Below are 21,490 nucleotides of genomic sequence, written 5' to 3'. Positions count from 1 at the left end.
CAGTGATGACTTTTTCTTTCATAATGAGCCCATGGATCGCCTCAAAGCGATGGAGACCTTCGTCACTGTGGCCACGCGCGGCAGTCTGGCCGCCGCCGCGCGCGCCGAAGGGGTGGTGCCGGCCATCATCGGGCGCCGGCTCGACGCCCTGGAAGAGCACCTGGGCGTGAAATTGCTGGTGCGCACCACGCGCCGCCTCACCCTCACACCCGAAGGCAGCACCTATCTGGAAGACTGCCAGCGCCTGCTGGCCGAACTGGCCCAAGCCGAAGCCAACATCAGCGCCGGCGGGCACAGCGTGCGCGGACATCTGCGCATCACGGCGCCGGCCGGCTTCGGGCGCCAACACGTCGCCCCCCTGGTGCCCGCTTTTCGCGCCCGCCACCCCGACGTCACCATCTCACTCAACCTGAGCGACCGCGTGGTGGACCTGGTGGCCGAAGGCTACGACTGTGCCGTGCGCGTGGGCGACCTGCCCGACTCCAGCCTGGTGAGCGTGCGGCTGGCCGACAACCGGCGCTTGGTCGTGGCCATCCCCGCCTACTTACAACGCCGCGGCACCCCGCGGCACCCGCGCGATCTGCTGCAACACGACTGCCTGGTGCTGTCGTCGGACGCCTCGCAAACGCGCGGCTGGGCCTTCAGCGTACCCAGCGGCAACGGCCGCCGCGAACCGATGTTCGTGCGCCCGCGCGGCCCACTGGACTGCAGCGACGGACAGGTGCTGTACCAGTGGTGCCTGGCCGGGCTGGGCCTGGCCTGGCGCAGTACCTGGGAGGTACAGGCCGACATCGACGCCGGCCGCCTGCTCAGCGTGCTGGACGACTACGCCGCCCCACCCAACGGCATCTACGCCGTCTTCCCCAGCGCGCGCCACCTGCCGCAGCGCGTGCGCGCCTGGATCGACTTTTTGAAGGAACACTATGCTCGGGCAGAGTTCTGGGGGCGTGCGTCGGTCGCATCCGAACACATACGGCGGGACGTGCTTGCGCCCGCCGGCTCCGCACACGCCTGAAACGGCACACCGTTGGCTCTCACACCGTTGGATCTAACTCACAGACCCGGTATCAGGCTCGCATTTCCGGCACGGGTCCGATGCCGCTATCATTGAATCAGCAAACGCTGAACCGCGCGTGCGTCGCGTCTGCATGGCCCCCAGGATGCGTGATGTTTATGTCCTCTTTATCCCGCCGACACATGCTTTTTGCGGCCGTCTGCGGCGCCTGGGCGCCCGGGCTACACGCGCAGACGCGCCCGGTCTTCGGGGTGGTGCCGTACTTGCCCGCGCGTCGGCTGGCCCAGCTCTACAGCCCGCTGCTGCCCGTGTTGGGGCGCGTATTGGGTAGCGAACCGGAATTCGCGTCGGCACCTGGCTACGCGCAACATTTGGAACGTCTGCGCGCAGGCTCGTACGACATCGTTGCCGATTCGCTGTTTCTGGCCCGGTTGGCGCAACGCGAGCTGGGCCACGTACCGCTGGTGCGTACGCGCGCTGCCCTGCAACCCCTGTTGGTGGTGGCGGCCAATGCGCCGGACACCGATGTGGTGCGGGCAGTGCGTGGCCGCACCTTGGCGGTGACGGATCGCCTGGCAGCCCTGTCCGTGCTGGGCTTGCGCGCGCTGCGCGACCTGGGGCTGACGCCAGACAGCGATTTTCGTGTCGTCGAGAGCGGCACCCACGCCAACTCCCTGCATTGGCTGGCAACGGGGCAGGCACAGGTTGCGATCGTGTCGGTGACCACGCTCAAACAGGTCGACGAGCTGTTGCGTCGCCAGGTGCGCGTGCTGGCGCAATTGCCCGAGGGCTTGTCGGCGGTGGTCTATCACGCTGCGCCGCGCTGGGCGCATCGGGCGTCGGCGCTGACGCAAGCCTTGCTGAGCTTCGCCGACGAGCCCGCCGGACGCGCGTTCATCGATGCCTTGGGCCACGGCGGCCTGGTACCGGCACGCAAGGCCGAGTTGGAGGCGCTGGATCCTTTGGTGGTGGAGATGTACCGCCAGCTCGGCCGGGGGTCGTGATCGTGGCGCAGCGCCCCCGTTGGCTGTTTCGGTCACCGATTCGCCAGCAGCTGTTCCTGCTCGTCGGGGCCACGTTTTGCGCCGGCGTGTTGCTGTTGAGCGTGTGGCTGCTGGTGCTGATGCGCTGGGCCGAAACGGAAAACCAGAAGCGCCTACTGGCCGTCTTGCAGCCTTTGCTCACGGGGGCTCTGGTGGCGCCCATGATCGAGCGTGATTACGCCTCGGTGCGGGAGACGGCGCAAGCGCTCGTCGAAAGCGCAGCCATCCAAGGCTTGACCATCTACACCACTGACGGCAATGCAGTGGTGGAAGCGGGGTCGCTTGCCTCAGGGACTGCAGACCCATCGCACGGGTTTGCGCTGCAGGCCAGTGGCGCCGTGGTCGGTCGGGTCGAGGTGCGTTTTTCCGCGCTGCCGCTGCAGGAGCTGTGGCAGCGCACCGCCTATGCCATGTTGGGTGGCGCCATCGTGGTGCTGCTCAGTGGCCTGTGGGTGTTGCGTGCCTATGCGCAGGCGCTGGCCGCGCGACTGGCGCGCTTGCGCCACACCGCCGACGCGATCGCCGCCGGACAGCTCGATGCGCGCTGTGACGACCGCGGCAACGACGAGATCGGACGCCTGGCGGCCGACTTCAACCACATGGCGCGCCGCGTCGAGCACGAAGTACGAGCCCTGTCGGCCAGCCGCGGCGAAGTCCAAGCCATCTTGCAGTCGATCGGCGATGGCTTGATCGCCACCGACCGCGTCATGCGGATCACCTACCTGAACCCAGTGGCCGAGGCACTGACGGGCTGGAGCGCCGCTGAAGCCACTGGGCAAAGCATTGCCAATGTGCTGCGCTTGGAAAACGCGCTCACCGGCGAGCCGGCGGAAATCCCGGTCGGCCGTGTCATCGAAACGGGGAAGATCGTGGGGTTGGCCAACCACACGGTATTGATCGCGCGCGATGGCCGCCGCTTGCACATCGCCGACAGTGCCGCGCCGGTACGCGACGCCGAAGGCGAATTGTTTGGCGTGGTGATGGTGTTTCGGGATGTCAGCGAAGCCTATCAGCTGCGCGCCGATCTGGAAGCCGAGCGCACCCGCCTGGCGCTGGCGCTCAAGGGCGCGGATCTGGGTCTGTGGGACCGCGACCTGACCACCGATCGCCTGGTGGTGGACCAGCGTTGGGCGGCAATACTGGGCTACGCGCTCGACGAAATCCCCACCCGCGACACCCAAGCCTGGGAGCAATTGGTCCATCCCGACGATCTGCCGATCGCGCAGCGCGCGCTGCAGGCGCACCTGCGCGGTGACAGCGAGCAGTACGAGGCCGAATTTCGCATGCGGTCCAAGCGCGGGGGCTGGCGCTGGATTCTGTCGCGCGGGCGGGTGACGGCACGCGCTGCCGACGGACGCCCACTGCGCATTACGGGCACCCATCTCGACGTCACGGAGCGGCGCGAGGCCCTGCGTGAAATCGAGCAACTGGCCTTCTACGACCCACTCACCGGGTTGGCCAATCGCCGCTTGCTGCTGGACCGGCTGGGGCGCGCCCTGGCCAGTGCCCAACGCGACGGCTGCCACGGCGGATTGCTGTTCGTCGATCTCGACCACTTCAAAAAGATCAACGACGGCTTGGGCCATGGTGCAGGGGACGCCGTACTGCGCGAAGTGGCCCAACGCCTGCAGCAAAATGTGCGCGAAACCGATACCGCGGCGCGCATGGGGGGTGACGAATTTTTGGTCTTGCTACCCGAGCTGGACCGTGACCTCAGCGTTGCCGCCAGCGCAGCGCGTCGGGTGGCCGACAAGCTTGCGGCGGTGTTGGCGCAGCCGTATGCGCTGCCACAATCGGAGCGCTTGGTGACGGTGACCACCAGCATCGGTATCGCGCTGTTCCCCGACCGCGAGGCCGATGCCGAAACCCTGCTGCGGCGCGCCGACACCGCCATGTACCGGGCCAAAGCCGAGGGACGCAGCACCGTGCGCTTTTTCGAACCTTCGATGCAGGCGGAAAGCGAGGCGCGCTTGGCGTTGGAGGCCGACTTGCGCGAAGCCCTGCAAACGGGCCAGTTTCGACTGTACCTGCAACCGCAGTGCGATCCCCTGGGTCGTGTGGTCGGGGCCGAAGCCTTGCTGCGCTGGCAGCACCCCAAACGCGGCTGGGTGCCGCCGGCGGCCTTCATCTGGCTGGCCGAAAGTTCCGGCCTCATCGATGACATCGGTCAATGGGTGCTGGGTGAAGCCACCCAGTGGCTCGCGCGCTGTGACGAGCTTGGTGTGCCGTTGCGTATCGCCGTCAACATCAGCCCACGGCAATTCGTGCAACCGGATTTTCCTCAGCGCGTCCGCCAGACCTTGGCGCACAGCGGCGCCGACGCCGGCCGGCTGGTGCTGGAAATCACCGAAAACGTGCTGCTGCATGACCCCGCCCAAGCCGCCGCCCGCATGATCGAGCTCAAGGCGCTGGGTGTGCGTTTTTCGATCGACGATTTCGGCACAGGCTACTCATCCCTGGCCTATTTGAAACGGCTGCCGCTGTCCGAAATCAAGATCGACCGCAGCTTCATCGCTGGGCTGCCCGACGACAGCAACGACGCGGCGCTGACCAAAACGATTTTGCTTTTGGCGCAAGAAATGGAGCTCGAGGTGGTAGCCGAAGGGGTGGAGACTGAGTCACAACTCGAGTGGCTGCGCACACATGGCTGCCGGACGATCCAGGGCTACCTGCTGGGTCGCCCGGAGCCTGCTGGCGACCTCATCGAGCGGCTGCAGCGGGCGTCGACCGATCCGGCCCCAGCCCGCGCGCCGGCAGCGTCGCCATGAGCAACGCCTCACCCCGCCCGGCGCGCGCGATGACGTCGCCCCCCGGGCCGCACACCGTGCTCAGGCCGCCATACACGGTGGCGCCTTCCGCGCCACAGGCGTTGGCGTAGGCGATGGCCACGCCGTTTTCCGCCGCCAGCCGCGGCACCGTCAGCAGCGGCGCATCATCGTAGGGCAGCATATTGGCGGTGGGCGCGAATATCACGTGCGCGCCCTGTTGCGCCAGCGCGCGCACGACCGCCGGCTGCTCGACGTCGTAGCAAATGAGCAAGCCGATGCACCAGCCGTTGAACGGAAACGGTGGCGCCACGGCTTCGGCCGCGCTGAAGCGCTCGGCGTCACCGCGCCCGAACAGATGGACTTTGCGATGCCGCCCCACGCGCGCACCGTCTGGGGCGATGGCCTGCACCGCGTTGTAGGGCGCGGCACCACCCGGGTGCCACTCGGGCCAACCATAGGCGATGCCGATGCGATGCTGGCACGCCAGAGCCGCCACCGCCTGGGCCAAGGGCCCGTCGGCCGGCTCGGCCAGCGCGCGCACCTGGGCAGGGTCGATCAGGTAGCCGGTCAGCGCCATCTCGGGCGTGATGAGCCAGTGCGCGCCGCGCGCGGCTGCCTCCTGCGCCGCGGCGGCCAGGCGTTGCAAGGCAGCGGCGGTGTCGCCGGCGGGCGCCAGGGCGGTTTGCCACAGCGCCACGCGCAACGGCGTCGTCGCCGATTCAGCGGGTGCCGATGTAGCTGAGACGATCGAATCCAACGCATTCATGGGCACATAGCTTAGCGCCAAGACCAGCGCGCCGGCCCGTGCGGGGCGGTGCCGACGGCAGGCCATGCGCGCGGCTGGGCACGAACGCGCATCGGCACCAGCCGGCATCGCATACCGCCGCACCCCAGCGACCGGGGCGGTACCCGGCGCACGGGCCATCAATCCGGCAGCGCCACCGGTCCGATGTGGGGATACCACTCACCAGGGCCGGGATTGTCGGGGTGGCTGGCGCCGCCCAGGTGGCGCACGATGGCCCAGACGGCATTGAGCGCCGTCTGCACCGCCCCCTCCACCCACGCCGGGGTGAACGAAATATCGTCGCCCGCCAGAAAAATACCGCGCTCGCGCTCGGGCAGGGCGTCTTGCATGAAGTGGCCGTACATGCGGTGGTTGTAGCGGTAGTGGCCGGGCAGCGCGCCTTTGAACGCGCCCAGAAAGTGGGGGTCGGCCTCCCACGAGATGGTGATGGGGTCGCCGATGATGTGGCTGGCGATGTCCACGTCGGGATAAATCTTGCGCAGGGCATCGAGCGCCAGCTGCACGCGCTTGGCGCTGTCGTAGGGCAGCATTTTCAGCGCGTCGCTCATCCAGGCGTAAGACAGGCAGATGACACCGGGCTTGTCCGCTCCGTTGTCGAACAGATAGGTGCCGCGTGTGAGCCGGTCGGTCAGCGTCATGCCCATGACCGGTCAGCCGTTGGCGCGCAGGTCGTTCCAGAACGGGCGATCCACCATCACGAAGGTCTTGGAGGACTGCATGTAGCGCGTGCGGTCCAACGCCATCCAGAGTTTTTGCGAAAACAGCGACTCTTCGCAGGCAATCTGGGTGGTCAGCAGCCAGCTCTGGCAGGTGACGAGGACGGCGTCGTAGCGACGTGTGCTGCCCCAGGCGTCGGTCACCTCGATCTGGCCGTTGCTGGCGCGCTGCAGGGCGCGCACCCCCGGGCGCGGCGCACCGTGGTGGAGTTTGGCCAGCGTAGTGCCGCGCGGCCAGTGGACGACATTCTGCGGCGCGTGTTGCCACAGCCCCAGCGGCACCTGCTGCACGCCGCCGACGATGTAGTGCTGGTTCTCATCGCAGCCGGTCAACACCACACGCAGGATTTCCAGCATCGAGTTGGGGAAGTCCGAGTCCCAGCCGCCGGTGCCAAACCCGACTTGCCCGAAGACCTCGCGGTGGTGAAAGCTCAGGCGTTTGAAGGCGCTGGACTGGGCGACGAAGTCGTAGAAGGTGCGGTCGTCCCAGCGCGGCACCAGCGCGTTCCACAGCGCCTTGACGCGCTCGACGTCGCGCTGGCGCATGGCCGTCTGCAGCGCGGTGAAGCCCGCGCCCTCCTCCAGCGCGTCGCTCCAGGCCTGCGCCACCTCTTGGAACAGCGGCGGCAGGTCGTCGATCGTGCGCGCCCAGTGGGTTTAGCCTTCCAGGTCGATGACGGTACAGTTGGCCGCCGGCGTCAGCGGATTGGGAAACGGGCGGCTTGGCAGGCCCAGCAGCCGCACATAGTGGTAAAAGCCCGTCGAAGACAGTGGAAAACGCATGCCGCCCAGCTCGGCGATCGCACCGCTGCCGCCTTCGAATGGCTGCGAGCGCAGCCGCCCGCCCATGCGCGATGCTTCATACACCACGGGCTTGAGGCCCAGCTTCATCAGCTCGTAGGCGGCGGTCAAGCCGGCCATGCCGGCGCCGACGATGGCCACTTCGGTGCCGTGGCGGCTGGGCGGCAGCACGCCCAGCCCCGCCGGGTGCGCCAGCCAGTCGTCGTAGGCAAACGGAAAGTCCGGCCCGAACATCGTGATCGGGGCGTTGGCCGCGCGCCGCGCGGGCGCGCGCACGTTGGGTTGGGTCATGGCTGCCTCCTCGCGACACCTTCACTCGACCAGGCTGAGCAGCAGGGCTGCCGCGGTGCCCCACATCATCAGCGCCACCAAACCGTCCAGCGCGCGCCACACGCGCAGCGAATTCAGCCGCCGCCCGAGCCAAAACGCCGCGCCGCCCAGCAACACAAACCACAGCACCGACCCCGCCGCCGCCCCCAGCCCGAACACCGGCTGCTGCGGCCCCCAGGCCAGCGAGGCGGTGCCAATCAGCACCGCCGTGTCCAGCCAGGCGTGCGGGTTGAGCCACGAAAACGCCAGCGCCTGCAGCACGGCCTGGCGGCGCGTCAGCGGCCGCGCGGCCGCCCCCGTGCCAGCCGCCAGCGCCGGCCCGGCGGCCGGCCCGTGCCAAAAACGTTGCGCGGCTTGCCAGCCGTACACCAGCAGGAACAACACGCCCGCGCCGATCAGCGCGCCGTGCAGCTTGTCGGACAGCCCCCCCAGCTGCGCCAGCCCCGCCACCCCCAGCGCGATCAGCACGATGTCGGCCACGGCGCAGGTCAGCACCGTCAGCCACAGGTGCTGGCGTTGCAGCCCGGTGCGGATCACGTGCGCGTTTTGCGGGCCAATGGCCATGATGAGCGACAGGCTCATCACCATGCCGGCGGTGAAGCCCGGGGCGGCCAGCCCGGGCAGGGCGGTGGTGAAGCTGGTCATCGTGTGTGCTCCTGGTGACGACGAGGGCGGCCGCTGTGGCCGCCGCGTCCGCAGTGTCGCCGCACGGAGCTTTTGATTAAACCTTTTTGACAATCAATCGAACGCCTCAAGTTTTACTAAACTACGGCCATGCTGGATGCACGCCAACTCGAGGCCCTGGCCGCCGTGGTCGAGCACGGCAGCTTCACCGCCGCCGCGCAGGCGCTGGCGCTGACGGTGGCCGCGGTGTCGCTGCGCGTCAAGGCGCTGGAGGCGCAGCTCGGCCAGCGGCTGGTGGTGCGCGGTAAAACGGTGCGCGCCACGCCCGCCGGGCAGGCGCTGCTGGCGCACATCAAGCAGGTGCGGCTGATGGAGGCCGATTTGCTGGAGCGCCTCGCCGGCAGCGCCGGCCAGCGCTGGCAGAGCGTGCCGGTGGCGATCAACGCCGACTCGGCCGCCGCCTGGTTTTTGCCGGGCGTGGCCGCCTTGTTGCAGCGCCAGCGCCTGCTGCTGGACTTGACCATCGACGACCAGGACCACACGCACGAGCTGCTCAAAAACGGCACCGTGATCGGCTGCGTGACCACACGCGCCGACGCCATGCGCGGCTGCGTGGCCGAACCGCTGGGCGTGATGCGATACCACTGCGTGGCCACGCCGGCGCTGGCCGCACGCGCGCGCACCCCACAGGGGCGCGTCACCCCGCACCGGCTGCTGGCGCTGCCGGCGGTCATCTTCAACCGCAAGGACGCGCTGCAAGACGTGTGGTTGGCACAGCACTTTGGCCTCAAGGGCGCGCGCTACCCGCGTCACTTCATGCCCGCGGTGGACGCGTTCGAGCGCGCCATCGAGCTGGGCCTGGGCTGGGGCATGGTGCCGCAGATGCACCTGCAGGCCCGCGCGGGCCGGCCCGATCTGGTGGAGGTGGTGCCCGGCGCGGTGGTGGACGTGGCGTTGTACTGGCAGCATTGGGAGCGCGAGCCGCCCACCGCGCAGCGCCTCACGCGCGCGATCCGCGACGCCGCCCGCGCCTGCCTGCTGACCATGGGGTGATGGCGCCCCCAGGCCCCACACGGGCTTGCCAAGGGCCGCTAGCATGCGTGCTGTACACCGTGCCCCCGATGGAGCCTGCGACCATGGACACCACCGCCCGCAACGTTCTGGGTGGCCCGCTGCGCGCGTGTTCCTACGACCCGCTGACGGGCTATTTTCGCGATGGCTGCTGCCACACCGGCCCGCACGATGCGGGCCGTCACGTCATCTGCGCCAAGGTGACGGCCGAGTTCCTGGCGTTTTCGCGCGAGCGTGGCAACGACCTCATCACCCCACGGCCCGAATGGCGCTTCGCCGGCCTGAAGCCGGGCGACCGCTGGTGCCTGTGCGCGCTGCGCTGGAAAGAGGCGCTGCAAGCGGGCGTGGCCCCGCCGGTGATCCTCGAAGCCACGCACGAAGCCGCGCTGCAGGTGGTCAGCCTGGCCGAGCTGCAGGCCCACGCCTGGCACCCGGCCGGCACCTGAAGGCGGCCCCGCGCAGGCGCCGCCGTTGCGCTAGCATGGCGGCGATGGAGACCTCACCGCCCCCCACCGAAGCGCCGCTGGCTGGCGATGGCGCGATCCGTCGCCCGGGCCTGCACGGCTCGTGGCCCGAGATGACCTACGCGGGCGTGCTCAGTTTCATGCGCCGAACCTACACGCGCGAGCTGGCCGGCGCCGACGTCGTCGTCAGCGGCGTGCCGCTGGACATCGCCACCACCTACCGCCCCGGCGCGCGGCTGGGACCAGCGGCCATCCGGGCCGCCAGCGTGCAACTGGCCGAACTCAAACCCTTCCCATGGGGGTTCGACCCGTTCGAGACGCTGGCGGTCGTGGACGCGGGCGACTGCTGGCTCGACCCGCACCACCCGCACACCGTGCCCGGCGCGATCCGCGACCACGCGCGGCGCATCCTGGCCAGCGGCGCGCGCATGCTGACCTTCGGCGGCGACCACTTCATCACCTACCCGCTGCTGCAGGCCCACGCCGAGCGGTTGGGTCAGCCGCTGGCGTTGATCCACTTCGACGCCCACTGCGACACCTGGCCTGACGACAGCCCCGACGCGCTCAACCACGGCACGATGTTTTACAAGGCGGTGCGCGAAGGGCTGATCGACCCCGCGCACTCGGTGCAAATCGGCATCCGCACCTGGAACGACGACTTCATGGGCCTGCACGTCCTGGACGCGCCCACGGTGCACGCGCGCGGCGCCGACTGGACGCTGCAACAGGTGCTGGCCATCGTCGGCGACCGTCCAGCCTACGTGACCTTCGACATCGACTGCCTGGACCCCGCGCATGCGCCTGGCACGGGCACGCCGGTGGCCGGGGGGTTGAGCAGCGCGCAGGCGCTGCACATCGTGCGCGGGCTGGTGCCGCTGCATTTGGCGGGCATGGACGTGGTGGAAGTGGCTCCGCCGTACGACCACGCCGACATCACCGCGTTGGCCGCGGCCCACGTGGCGTGCGACCTGCTGTGCGTGCTGGCGGCGCAGCGCCGCGCGCGCGGCTGAACGCCCCACGGGGGGCGGCCTACAATCGGCCCCCATGCTGCACGTCCACAACGAACTGCTGGCGGCGCTGGCCGACACGCTTGACGCCCTGCACCCGGGCGCGGGCCAGCGCGCCGCCTTCGAACAACCCAAAGTCGCCGCGCACGGCGACCTGGCCATCACGGCCGCGCTGCAACTGGCCAAACCGCTGGGCACGCCACCGCGCGCGCTGGCGCAAACCCTGGTGCAGCGGCTGCAAGACACCCCCGCGTTCGCCCGCTGGGTGGCGGCGCTGGACATCGCCGGCCCAGGCTTCATCAACCTGCGCCTCAAGCCGCAGGCCAAACAGCAAACGGTGCGCGAGATTTTGCGCGAGGGCCCGCGCTGGGGCTGCCAGCCGCCCCGCGGCGAACGCGTCATCGTCGAATTCGTCTCGGCCAACCCCACCGGGCCGCTGCACGTCGGCCACGGGCGCCAAGCCGCGCTGGGCGACGCCATTTGCAACCTGCTGCAAACGCAAGGCTGGCAGGTGCACCGCGAGTTTTACTACAACGACGCTGGCGCACAAATCGACAACCTCACGCGCTCGGTGCAGGCGCGCGCGCGCGGCCTCAAGCCCGGCGACCCCGGCTGGCCCGAAGCGGCCTACAACGGTGACTACATCCAGGACATTGCCGACGCGTTCCTGGCGCGCGCCACCGTGCAGGCGGCGGATCGCACCGTCACCGCCAGCGGCGACGCCGAGGACTGGGACGGCATCCGCGACTTTGCGGTGGCCTACCTGCGCCGCGAGCAGGACCTGGACCTCAAAGCGTTTGAGGTGCGCTTCGACCAGTACTACCTCGAGTCCAGCCTGTACAGCAGCGGGCGCGTGGCGCAGACGGTGCAGCGGCTCATCGAATCCGGCCACACCTACGAGGCCGACGGCGCGCTGTGGCTGCGCACCACCACCTGGGGCGACGACAAAGACCGCGTGATGCGCAAGTCCGACGGCAGCTACACCTACTTCGTGCCGGACGTGGCCTACCACGTCACCAAGTGGGAGCGCGGCTTTGCCAAAGCCATCAACATCCAGGGCACCGACCACCACGGCACCATCGCGCGCGTGCGCGCCGGGCTGCAGGCGCTGGGCCTCGGCATCCCCCAGGGCTACCCCGACTACGTGCTGCACACCATGGTGCGCGTGGTGCGCGGCGGGCAAGAGGTCAAGATCAGCAAGCGCGCCGGCAGCTACGTGACGCTGCGCGACCTCATCGAGTGGACCAGCAAGGACGCGGTGCGCTTCTTTTTGCTCAGCCGCAAGCCCGACACCGAGTACACCTTCGACGTCGACCTGGCCATCCAGCAAAACAACGACAACCCGGTGTACTACGTGCAGTACGCGCACGCGCGCATCTGCTCGGTGCTGGCGCAGTGGGGCGGCGACGAGGCCACGCTGGCCGACGTGGCGCTGGACGCGCTGGCCAGCGCGCCTGCGCAAGCCTTGATGCTGGAGCTGGCGCGCTGGCCGCAGGTGATGGCGGCGGCGGCGGCCGACTTCGCCCCGCACGACGTGACGTTTTACCTGCGTGAGCTGGCCGCCGCTTACCACCGCTACTACGATGCCGAGCGCATCCTGGTGGACGACGAGCCGACCCGCCTGGCCCGTCTGGCGCTGGTGGCGGCCACCGCGCAGGTGCTGCGCACCGGCCTGGGGCTGCTGGGCGTCAGCGCCCCGCGTTCGATGTGAGCCTTCGCAAGGAAACGACCGCCATGCCACGCGTCCACCCGCGCCCCCACGTCCATGGCCCCCAACGCACCCGCGGCGGCACGCTGCTGGGGTTTTTCCTCGGCCTGCTGGTGGGCGTCGCCGCCGCGTTGGCGGTGGCCGTGTACGTGACCAAAGTGCCCATCCCACTGGTGGACCGCGGCGTGCAGCGCAAGCCCATCCAGCCCGACACCGAAGCCGAGCGTCTGCGCGGCTGGAACCCCAACGCGGGGTTGAGCAACGCCAAACCCGCGGCCAGCGCCCCGGCCGATGCGCCCACCGACACCCCCTCCGGCCCCGCTCCCGACAACGCTGGCGCGCCGGCGACCGACGCCACCCGCGACCCCATCGCCGAATTGATCCGCCAGCGCACCCAGGGTGACGGCGGCAGCGCCGCCGCAGCGGCCGACCCGTTTGTGTACTACGTGCAGGTGGGGGCGTTTCGCTCCGCCGACGAAGCCGAGGCGCAGCGCGCGCGGCTGGCGCTGCAGGGCTTCGATGCCAAGGTCAGCGAGCGCGAGCAGGGCGGCCAGCGCGTCTGGCGTGTGCGCCTGGGGCCGTTCAACACCAAGGTCGACGCCGAGCTGATGCAGGAAAAACTGCGCGGCAAGCAGTTCGAAACGGCGCTGGTGCGCGTGCAGCGCTAAAAGCGCGGCGGAACCTGCGCGCGCCCGGCGTGCTCCAACACTACCATCGAAGCTACCGCCTCAACCACCATGCAGCGACGCGACTTTCACCGTTACACCCTGGCTGGCGCCGCGCTGGCCGCCGCCCCGCTGGCCTGGGCCCAATCGGCCAACCTGCGCGAAGGCACCGACTACCGCGCCCTGGGCAAACCGGTGCCGGTGGACACCGGCCCTGGGCAGGTGGAGGTGCTGGAGTTCTTCTCTTACAGCTGCATCCACTGCTACCGCTTCGAGCCGTTGATGACCGCGTGGATGCGCAAACTGCCCAAGGAAATCGTGGTGCGGCGCGTGCCGGTGGGCTTCAACGCCGCCTTCGAGCCGCTGCAACGCCTGTACTACACGCTGGAGGCGCTGGGCCGCCTGGGCGACCTGCACGAGGCCGCCTTCAAAGCCTTTCATGACGAGCGCGTGCGCTTCAACGGGCTGGAGGTGGCCGCCGACTGGGCCGCGCGCCGCGGCGTGGACCGCCAGGCGTTCACGCAGACGTGGCAGTCCTTTGGCGTCAGCGGCAAGGTCAAGCGGGCGCTGCAGTTGCAAGACGCGTACGAGGTCGACGCCACCCCGTCGCTGGGCATCGCCGGGCGCTACCTGGTGCCCGGCCAGGCCGAGCGCACCCTCATCATCGCCGACGCCCTGATCGCGCGCGTGCGGCAGGCTTGATGGCCCCGGCGGGCATGGCACAATCGGTCGGCCACGACCGAGGAGCAAAAACCGTGCCCACCGTGCCACCGCCACACCGCTGGCTCGTGCTGCTGGCCTTGTGCGCCGTTTGCAGCGCCCACGCCGAGCTGGCCGACCGCCAGGCCCCGATGCACATCGAAGCCGACGCGCTGCGCTACGACGAAGCGCGCCGCGTCAGCCTGTTCAGCGGCAACGTCGCCATCAGCAAAGGCACGATCCGCATCCGCGCCCAGCAGGTGGAAGTGCGCCAGGACGACCAAGGCCTGCAGCACGGCGTGGCGCTGGGCGCCCCCGGCCAGCGGGCGTTTTACCGCCAAAAGCGCGAAGGCGTCGATGAATGGATCGAGGGCGAGGCGCAGCGCATCGAGTACGACGGCGCCGCCGACCGCGTGACGCTGCGTGGCGACGCCGAGCTGCGCCGCTACCGTGGCACCGTGCTGGCCGACCGCAGCAGCGGCGCCGTCATCGTGTACGACAACCGCGCCCAGACCTTCAGCGTCGACGGTGCGCCCGCCAGCGGTGGCAGCGGGGCGCGGGTGCGCGCCACCCTGACCCCGCGCAGCGCCGACGTGGCCGCGCAACAACCCGCGCCCAGCGGCGTCGCCCCGCCCGCGCTGCAACCCAGCACCGCGCCGGAGCGCCGCCCATGAGCAGCCCGCCCAACCACGGCGCCGCCTCGCTGCTGCGCGTGCAGGGCCTGCGCAAACGCTACCGCGCGCGCACCGTCGTGCACGACGTCTCGCTGCAGGTGCGCGCCGGCGAAGTGGTGGGGCTGCTGGGCCCCAACGGCGCGGGCAAAACGACCTCGTTTTACATGATCGTCGGGCTGGTACGCGCCGACGCCGGGCAGATCTGGATCGACGACCAGCCGGTGCAACACCTGCCCATCCACCGACGCGCGCGGCTGGGGTTGGGCTACCTGCCGCAAGAAGCGTCGATTTTTCGCAAGCTGACGGTGGAGCAAAACGTGCGCGCGGTGCTGGAACTGCAGCGCGACGCCGCCGGCCGTCCGCTGCCCGAGGCCGAGCTGCGCCAGCGGCTGGACACGTTGCTGGCGGAGCTGCACGTGGACCACCTGCGCGACGTGCCGGCGCCGGCGCTGTCCGGTGGCGAGCGGCGGCGGGTCGAAATCGCCCGCGCGCTGGCGGCGCAGCCACGCTTTATCCTGCTGGACGAGCCGTTTGCCGGCGTCGACCCCATCGCCGTCATCGACATCCAGCGCATCATCGGGTTTCTCAAGGCACGCGGCATCGGCGTGCTGATCACCGACCACAACGTGCGCGAGACGCTGGGCATCTGCGACCACGCCTACATCATCAGCGAAGGGCGGGTGCTGGCGCACGGCACGCCCGCGCACATCGTCGACAACGCCGAGGTGCGCCGCGTGTACCTCGGTGAACACTTCCGCCTGTAGCCATGGCCACGCGCGGCACCCTTGGGCTGCGCATGGCGCAGCAACTGACCCTGACACCGCAGCTGCAACAATCGCTGCGGTTGCTGCAACTGTCGGCGCTGGAGCTGGCGCAGGAAGTCGAGCAGATGCTGGCCGACAACCCGCTGCTGGAGCTGGCCGACGACGACACGCCCGACGCCCCGCCGCCGGACACCGCCGCGCCGGAGTTCGCGTCGGAGGCCCCGGACGACGCCCCCGAGCCGGCCAGCGCCGCCCTGTCGCCCGACAGCGAAGCCGGCGACCCCTTGGACAGCTACAGCGTCATCGAGGCCGACGTGCCGCTGGCCGAGGCTGACTGGAGCGCGCACTTGGACGACGACAGCGGTGGCTGGCGCGACGACGACGCCGACGCCCCCGCGCCGGGCCCCGTGAGCACCGACGCGGGGCCGGGCCGCGACGGCCGCTGGGACGACGACGAGCTGCCCGGCGCCGCCGAGCGCGCGCCCCAACCCGAACGCCTGCAGGACCACCTGCACGCGCAGGCGCTGGCGTTGCACCTGACCCCCGAGGAACGCGCCGCGCTGCATTTCCTGATCGAATCGCTCAACGACGACGGCTACCTGGACGAGCCGCTGGAAGCGCTGGCGGCGGTGCTGCTGGCGCGCGCCGGCCACGACGACCCCGAGCAGGCCGAGGCGCTGCTGGCGCTGCTGCGCCGTGCGCTGGGCTGGCTGCAGGCGATGGATCCGCCGGGCGTGGGCGCGCGCGACCTGGCCGAATGCCTGCGCCTGCAGCTGCGCCAGCACCCGGACGACCCCGCCGCCCGCGCCGCGCTGGCGCTGTGCGCGCAGCCACTGGAGTGGATCGCGCGGCGCGACCTGCGCCGCCTGGGCAGCGCCACCGGATTGGCCCCCGACGAGGTGCGCGCCGGGCTGCAGCGCCTGGCGCAGCTGGAGCCCAAGCCGGGGCGGCGCTTTGCCGACGCCGAGCGGCTGGTCATCGTGCCCGACGTGCTGGTCACGGTGCAGGGCACCCGCTTCGAGGTGCAGCTCAACCCCGCCGTGCAGCCGCGCCTGCGCATCCACGACGCCTACGCGCGCGCCCTGCGCCAGCACCGCCACGGCGACCTGCAGCAGCGCCTGCAGGAAGCGCGCTGGTTCATCAAAAACCTGCAACAACGCGGCGAAACGCTGCTGCGCGTGGCGCGCGCCATCGTGCAGCAGCAGCGCAGCTTCTTTTTGCACGGCGAGGTGGGCATGCGCCCGCTGGTGCTGCGCGACATCGCCAGTGAGCTGGGCTTGCACGAGTCCACCGTCAGCCGCGTCACCACCGCCAAGTACATGGCCACGCCGCGTGGCACCTTCGAGCTCAAGTACTTCTTTGGCTCGGCGCTGGGCACCGACAGCGGCGACGGCGCCTCCAGCACCGCGGTGCGCGCCCTCATCCGTCAGATGATCGCCGACGAAGACCCGGCCCACCCCTTGAGCGACGCCCAGATCGCCGAGCGGCTCAAGGAGCACGGCATCGAATGCGCGCGGCGCACCGTGGCCAAGTACCGCGAAGCGCTGCGCATCCCCACCGCCACGCTGCGCCGCGCGCGCTGAAGCTGCATGTCCACCCTCCACCTGTACCTGAACGCCCCGGGCGGCGCCGCCGAGTTGCTGGCGCACGAAACCGCCACCCTGACCGGCCTGCCGCTGGCCGCGCTGGACGTGCAGCGCAGCGGCGTGGCGCTGCGCGCCGACTGGGACGCGGTGATGCGCCTGAACCTGCACAGCCGCATCGCCCAGCGCGTGCTGGTGCAACTGGGCCAAGCCCCTTACCGCAGCGAAGACGACGTCTACGCCGCCGCCGCCAGCGTCCCCTGGGAAGACTGGTTCACGCACCGCCACACGATCAAGGTCGAGGTCACCGCGCAGCGCAGCCCGCTGCGCAGCGTGCAGTTCGCCGCGCTGCGGGTCAAAGACGCGGTGTGCGACCGCCTGCGCCAGCGCTGCGGCGCGCGCCCCAGCGTCGACACCGCACGGCCCGACGTGCGGCTGCACCTGCACCTGCAGGCCGAGCGGCTGACCTTGCTGCTGGACACCTCGGGCGAGCCGCTGTTCAAGCGCGGCTGGCGCGAGGACAAAGGCGACGCGCCGCTGAAGGAGACGCTGGCTGCGGCGGTGCTGGCGGCCACGGGCTACACCGCGGCCTGCGCGGCGGGCGACCCGCCGCCGTTGGTGGACCCGTTTTGCGGCAGCGGCACGCTGCCCATCGAGGCGGCCCAGATCGCGCTTGGCATGGCCCCGGGGCGTGCGCGCCGTTTCGCCTTCGAGCGGCTGCTGCCGCACGACGCGGCGCGCTGGCAAGCGCTGCGCGAGGCCGCCCGCGCCGCCGAGCGTGCGTGGGACGGCAGTCGCGGCCCGCTCGCGTGGGGCAGCGACGTGGCCTTTCGCATGGTGGACTTTGCGCGCCGCAACGCCGTGCGCGCCGGAGTGGCCGCGGCGGTGGAGCTGCGCGGCGGCGACGCGCTGCAACGCCAGCCCCCCACGTCCACACCGGGGCTGTTGGTGCTCAACCCGCCCTACGGCGAGCGCATCGGCGCGGCCGGGGTGGCCGGCGCGCTGGGCGCGGACGTGTTTTTCGAACGCCTGGCCGCGCACTGGAAGACGCATTGGGGCGGCTGGACCGCATGGATCCTCAGCGCCGACCGCGACCTGCCACGGCGGCTACGTCTGCAGGCCAGCCGGCGCATCGTGCTGTTCAATGGCCCCATCGAGTGCCGGCTGATGCGGTTCGACCTTCAGGCCAGAAACGCTAAAAATGATTGAGCGCGGGATGGTACTGCCAGAACTGTTGCCATCATACGACACCGCCTGTCGCCGGGCTGTGCAGCGCTGTCAGCTTGTGGTAAATTAACGAGTGAGGCCTACGCGCCTCCCCGCTTTTCCTCCCTGAGCGGGTGCCTTTGTGTGTGACAGCAAAAGGCTTGAACCCCCGGTTGCATCCGCACCCGGGGGTCTTTTTTTCACACGCGCTCCAGCACCAGCGCAATGCCCTGGCCCACACCGATGCACATCGTGCACAGCGCGTAGCGCCCGCCGCTGCGGTGCAACTGGTTGACCGCGGTCGTCACCAGGCGGGCGCCGCTGGCGCCCAGCGGGTGCCCCAGCGCGATCGCGCCGCCGTTGGGGTTGACGCGCGCATCGTCGTCCGGCAAGCCCAGCAGGCGCAGCACCGCCAGCGCCTGCGCCGCGAAGGCCTCGTTGAGCTCGATGACGTCGATCTGGTCCAGCGTCAGGCCCGTGAGCGCCAGCACCTTGCGCGTGGCCGGCGCCGGGCCGATGCCCATGACGCGCGGCGGCACCCCCGCCACCGCCATGCCCACCACGCGCGCGCGCGGCGTCAGGCCATGGCGCGCCGCCGCCGCTTCGCTGGCCAGCAGCAGCGCGCAGGCGCCGTCGTTGACGCCGCTGGCGTTGCCCGCCGTCACGGTGCCGTCGGGTCGCACCACGCCTTTGAGCTTGGCCAGCGCCTCCAGGCTCGTGTCGCGCGGGTGCTCGTCGTGCGCCACCACGGTCGGCTCCCCCTTGCGGGCGGGGATCGTCACCGGCACGATTTCCTGCGCCAGCACCCCGGCTTGCTGCGCCGCCAGCGCTTTGCGTTGCGACGCCAGCGCAAAGCGGTCCTGGTCCTCACGCGCGATGCCGTATTCGGCGGCGACGTTTTCGGCGGTCTCCGGCATCGAATCGACGCCGTAGGCGGCTTGCATGCGCGGGTTGACGAAGCGCCAGCCGATCGTGGTGTCGTACACCGCGGTGGTGCGCGCAAAGGCTGTTTCCGCCTTGGGCATCACGAACGGCGCGCGGCTCATGCTCTCGACACCGCCGGCGATCATCAGCTCGGCTTCGCCGCAGCGTATGGCGCGCGCGGCGCTGCCCACCGCATCCAGGCCCGAACCGCACAAACGGTTGACGGTGGCGCCGGGCACCTCCACCGGCAGGCCCGCCAGCAACGCCGCCATGCGGGCGACGTTGCGGTTGTCTTCGCCAGCCTGGTTGGCGCAGCCGTAGATGACGTCGCCCAGCGCGCCCCAATCGACGCGAGGGTTGCGCGCCATCAGCGCTTCGATGGGCTTGGCGGCCAGGTCGTCGGTGCGCACGCTGGACAGCGCGCCGCCGTAGCGGCCGATCGGGGTGCGGATGGCGTCGCAGATGAAGGCATGGGTCATGGCTCGAATCTCGGCATGGGGACGGAGGATGGAAACCGACCCGCGCCCGGGCAGCGGCGCCGCACGGCCCGGCGCGCGGGTGGCGTTCAGGCGCGTTTGGCCACCAGGGTCAGGATGTCGTAGCTGGCCACCAGCTCACCGTGCTGGTTGGTCACCTCCACATCCCAGGCGACAACGCCTTGGCCGCGGCCCTGGGCGTCGGTCTTGGCGCGGTCGATCTTGCGCTTGCAGGTCAGGCGCGCCTGGATCGTGTCGCCGATGGCCACCGGCTTGACGAAACGCAGCGTGTCCAGCCCGTAGTTGGCCAGCACCGGCCCGGGCGCGGGCGACACGAACAGGCCCGCCGCCGCCGACAGCACGAAGTAGCCGTGCGCGATGCGGCGCCCAAACGGCGACTCCTTGGCGGCGATGTCGTCGAAGTGCATGTAGAAGTAGTCGCCCGAGATGCCGCCAAAGGCGACGATGTCGGCCTCGGTCACGGTGCGGCGGTGCGTCAGCAGGCTCTCACCGACGCGCAGGTCTTCAAAGTACCGGCGGAACGGGTGCACGTCGGTCTCGATGCGCGCGGCGCCGCGCACGTACTCGCCGCTGATGGCCGCCAGCATCGTCGGCGAGCCCTGCACCGCCGTGCGCTGCAGGTAATGCTTGACGGCGCGCAGGCCGCCCAGCTCCTCGCCGCCGCCGGCGCGCCCGGGGCCGCCGTGCTTGAGGTGCGGCAGCGGCGAGCCGTGGCCGGTGGACTCGGGCGCCGCCTCGCGGTCCAGCACCAACAACCGACCGTGCCAGGCCGCCACCAGCGGCACCGCCCGCGCCGCGGTCAGCGGGTCGCGTGTGACCAGCGTGGCCACCAGGCTGCCGCGCCCGCGCGCGGCCAGCGCCAGCGCCTCGTCCAGGTCGTCGTAGGGCAGCAGCGTGCTCACCGGGCCAAAGGCCTCGACCTCGTGCACGGCGGCGTGGGCGTGCGGGTCACGCGCCAGCAGCAGCGTCGGCGGGAAAAAGGCGCCGTCGGCCGTGCCCTCACCCAGCGGCGCAAAGTCGGGGCCGCCGTCCCACACCACCTCGGCGCCGGCGCGCAGCAGCGCCACGCGCTCGGCCACGTCGCGCTGCTGCGCGCGCGACGCCAACGCGCCCATGCGCACCTCGGGCAGCGCCGGGTCGCCCACCACCACCTTGGCCAGCCGGGCGCGCAGCCGCTCGGCCACGGCGTCCAGGTGCCGGCGCGGCACCAGCGCACGGCGGATCGCGGTGCACTTTTGGCCCGCCTTGACCGTCATTTCGCGCACGACCTCCTTGACGTAGAGGTCAAACTCCTCGTCGTCGGGCGTGACGTCGGGGGCCAGGATGGCGCTGTTGAGCGAATCGGCCTCGGCGTTGAACGGGATGCTGCGCTGCACCAGGTTGGGGTGGGCGCGCAGCCGCGCGGCGGTGTCGGCGCTGCCGGTGAAGGTGACGACGTCTGGCTCCTGCAAGCGGTCGAGCAAGTCGCCCGTGCCGCCGATGATGAGCTGCAGGCTGCCTTCGGGCAGCAGGCCGCTGGCGACGATCAGGCGCACCAGCGCTTCGGTCAGGTAGCTGGTGGCGGTGGCGGGTTTGCCGATGCAGGGCATCCCCGCCAAAAAGGTGGGGGCGAATTTTTCCAGCAGGCCCCACACGGGGAAGTTGAACGCGTTGATGTGCACCGCCACGCCCGCGCGCGGCACCAGCACGTGCGTGCCGGCAAAGTGGCCTTGCTTGCCCAGCGGCACCACCGGGCCTTCGTGCAGCAGGTTGCCGCTGGGCAGCTCGTTGCTGCCCAGGCTGGCGTAGGCGAACAGCGTGCCGATGCCGCCTTCGATGTCGATCCAGCCGTCGTTGCGCGTCGCCCCCGTGTGGGCCGACCAGGCGTAGAGCTGCTCCTTGTGCTCCATCAGGTATTTGCCCAGCGCCTTGAGGCGCTGCGCGCGCTGCTGGAAGTCCAGCGCCAGCAGCGCGCCTTGCGCGCGGCGGGCGTGCGCCAGGGCCTCGGCAAAGTCGAGGGTCTCGGCGTGGGTGGCGGCCACCGGGCGGCCGTGGATGGCGCTGGCCAGCGTCTGGGCCGGCTGCGCCCCCTGCCAGCGGCCGCCAAGGTAGCTCTGCAAAACGGGGATGGTGCTCATAGGGTCTGG

General features: G+C 70.4%; 17 protein-coding genes and 1 pseudogene. 13 read left to right on the top strand and 5 right to left on the bottom strand.

The features are described 5' to 3' along the window. The first annotated feature begins 31 nt into the window (after positions 1 to 31). The 3 genes from EDC36_RS05980 (at position 32) to EDC36_RS05970 (ending at position 4,826) form a co-directional block, all read left to right on the top strand. Positions 32 to 1,015 carry a LysR family transcriptional regulator gene (locus EDC36_RS05980; protein ID WP_132962343.1) on the top strand — a complete coding sequence of 328 codons (984 nt, stop codon included), beginning with the start codon at positions 32 to 34 and terminating at the stop codon, positions 1,013 to 1,015. A gap of 182 nt (positions 1,016 to 1,197) precedes the next feature. Then, a complete protein-coding gene (locus EDC36_RS05975; protein WP_165902823.1) occupies positions 1,198 to 2,019 on the top strand; it encodes a phosphate/phosphite/phosphonate ABC transporter substrate-binding protein in 822 nt (273 codons plus the stop codon). Between the two features lie 2 nt (positions 2,020 to 2,021). Continuing rightward, positions 2,022 to 4,826, top strand: a complete 2,805-nt coding sequence (locus EDC36_RS05970; protein ID WP_132962341.1) for a bifunctional diguanylate cyclase/phosphodiesterase — start codon at positions 2,022 to 2,024, stop codon at positions 4,824 to 4,826. On the opposite strand, the gene EDC36_RS05965 is transcribed toward EDC36_RS05970, so the two are convergent. The 3 genes and pseudogenes from EDC36_RS05965 to EDC36_RS05955 form a co-directional block, all read right to left on the bottom strand. Next, a complete protein-coding gene (locus tag EDC36_RS05965; protein ID WP_165902822.1) occupies positions 4,759 to 5,592 on the bottom strand; it encodes a nitrilase-related carbon-nitrogen hydrolase in 834 nt (277 codons plus the stop codon). The two genes, EDC36_RS05970 and EDC36_RS05965, sit on opposite strands and share 68 nt — an antisense overlap. A 158-nt stretch (positions 5,593 to 5,750) precedes the next feature. Continuing rightward, positions 5,751 to 7,382, bottom strand: a pseudogene (locus EDC36_RS05960) (flavin monoamine oxidase family protein). Between the two features lie 78 nt (positions 7,383 to 7,460). After that, positions 7,461 to 8,123 carry a LysE/ArgO family amino acid transporter gene (locus EDC36_RS05955; protein WP_132962339.1) on the bottom strand — a complete coding sequence of 221 codons (663 nt, stop codon included), beginning with the start codon at positions 8,121 to 8,123 and terminating at the stop codon, positions 7,461 to 7,463. Positions 8,124 to 8,252: 129 nt separating this feature from the next. On the opposite strand from EDC36_RS05955, the gene argP reads away from it, so the two are divergent. The 10 genes from argP to EDC36_RS05905 all read left to right on the top strand — a co-directional run bounded on the left by argP (position 8,253) and on the right by EDC36_RS05905 (position 17,946). After that, a complete protein-coding gene (gene argP / locus EDC36_RS05950) occupies positions 8,253 to 9,155 on the top strand; it encodes an HTH-type transcriptional regulator ArgP (RefSeq protein ID WP_132962338.1) in 903 nt (300 codons plus the stop codon). A gap of 83 nt (positions 9,156 to 9,238) precedes the next feature. Further along, positions 9,239 to 9,619 (top strand): DUF2237 family protein, encoded by a 381-nt coding sequence (locus EDC36_RS05945; protein WP_132962337.1) that lies wholly within the window; start codon positions 9,239 to 9,241, stop codon positions 9,617 to 9,619. Positions 9,620 to 9,663: 44 nt separating this feature from the next. After that, positions 9,664 to 10,647, top strand: a complete 984-nt coding sequence (speB, locus tag EDC36_RS05940; RefSeq protein WP_132962336.1) for an agmatinase — start codon at positions 9,664 to 9,666, stop codon at positions 10,645 to 10,647. Positions 10,648 to 10,681: 34 nt separating this feature from the next. Continuing rightward, positions 10,682 to 12,355, top strand: a complete 1,674-nt coding sequence (gene argS, locus EDC36_RS05935; protein WP_132962335.1) for an arginine--tRNA ligase — start codon at positions 10,682 to 10,684, stop codon at positions 12,353 to 12,355. A 23-nt stretch (positions 12,356 to 12,378) separates the two neighbouring features. Continuing rightward, on the top strand, positions 12,379 to 13,020 hold the full coding sequence (locus EDC36_RS05930) for an SPOR domain-containing protein (protein ID WP_132962334.1): 642 nt from the start codon (positions 12,379 to 12,381) through the stop codon (positions 13,018 to 13,020). A gap of 69 nt (positions 13,021 to 13,089) precedes the next feature. Further along, on the top strand, positions 13,090 to 13,719 hold the full coding sequence (locus EDC36_RS05925) for a thiol:disulfide interchange protein DsbA/DsbL (protein WP_132962333.1): 630 nt from the start codon (positions 13,090 to 13,092) through the stop codon (positions 13,717 to 13,719). A gap of 53 nt (positions 13,720 to 13,772) precedes the next feature. Next, on the top strand, positions 13,773 to 14,390 hold the full coding sequence (lptA, locus tag EDC36_RS05920) for a lipopolysaccharide transport periplasmic protein LptA (RefSeq protein ID WP_313905123.1): 618 nt from the start codon (positions 13,773 to 13,775) through the stop codon (positions 14,388 to 14,390). Then, positions 14,387 to 15,154 carry an LPS export ABC transporter ATP-binding protein gene (gene lptB / locus EDC36_RS05915; protein ID WP_132962331.1) on the top strand — a complete coding sequence of 256 codons (768 nt, stop codon included), beginning with the start codon at positions 14,387 to 14,389 and terminating at the stop codon, positions 15,152 to 15,154. The genes lptA and lptB overlap by 4 nt, the downstream gene beginning before the upstream one ends. 2 nt (positions 15,155 to 15,156) lie before the next feature. Then, entirely contained in the window at positions 15,157 to 16,737 is a 1,581-nt protein-coding gene (rpoN, locus tag EDC36_RS05910; RefSeq protein ID WP_132962330.1) for an RNA polymerase factor sigma-54, read from the top strand. A 6-nt stretch (positions 16,738 to 16,743) separates the two neighbouring features. After that, positions 16,744 to 17,946, top strand: a complete 1,203-nt coding sequence (locus tag EDC36_RS05905; RefSeq protein ID WP_132962329.1) for a THUMP domain-containing class I SAM-dependent RNA methyltransferase — start codon at positions 16,744 to 16,746, stop codon at positions 17,944 to 17,946. Positions 17,947 to 18,143: 197 nt separating this feature from the next. Here EDC36_RS05905 and pcaF read toward each other — a convergent pair whose 3' ends face one another. Both pcaF and paaZ read right to left on the bottom strand, forming a co-directional pair. Next, positions 18,144 to 19,346 (bottom strand): 3-oxoadipyl-CoA thiolase, encoded by a 1,203-nt coding sequence (gene pcaF, locus EDC36_RS05900; RefSeq protein ID WP_132962328.1) that lies wholly within the window; start codon positions 19,344 to 19,346, stop codon positions 18,144 to 18,146. Positions 19,347 to 19,432: 86 nt separating this feature from the next. Next, positions 19,433 to 21,481: a phenylacetic acid degradation bifunctional protein PaaZ gene (gene paaZ / locus EDC36_RS05895; RefSeq protein WP_185971209.1), complete on the bottom strand. Its 2,049-nt coding sequence runs from the start codon at positions 21,479 to 21,481 to the stop codon at positions 19,433 to 19,435. Positions 21,482 to 21,490: the final 9 nt, after the last annotated feature.

Source organism: Tepidimonas ignava, from assembly GCF_004342625.1.
Lineage (GTDB): Bacteria > Pseudomonadota > Gammaproteobacteria > Burkholderiales > Burkholderiaceae_C > Tepidimonas > Tepidimonas ignava.
The sequence above is the reverse complement of the archived record's forward strand: the minus strand, read 5'-3'. Positions and strand labels throughout refer to the sequence as shown.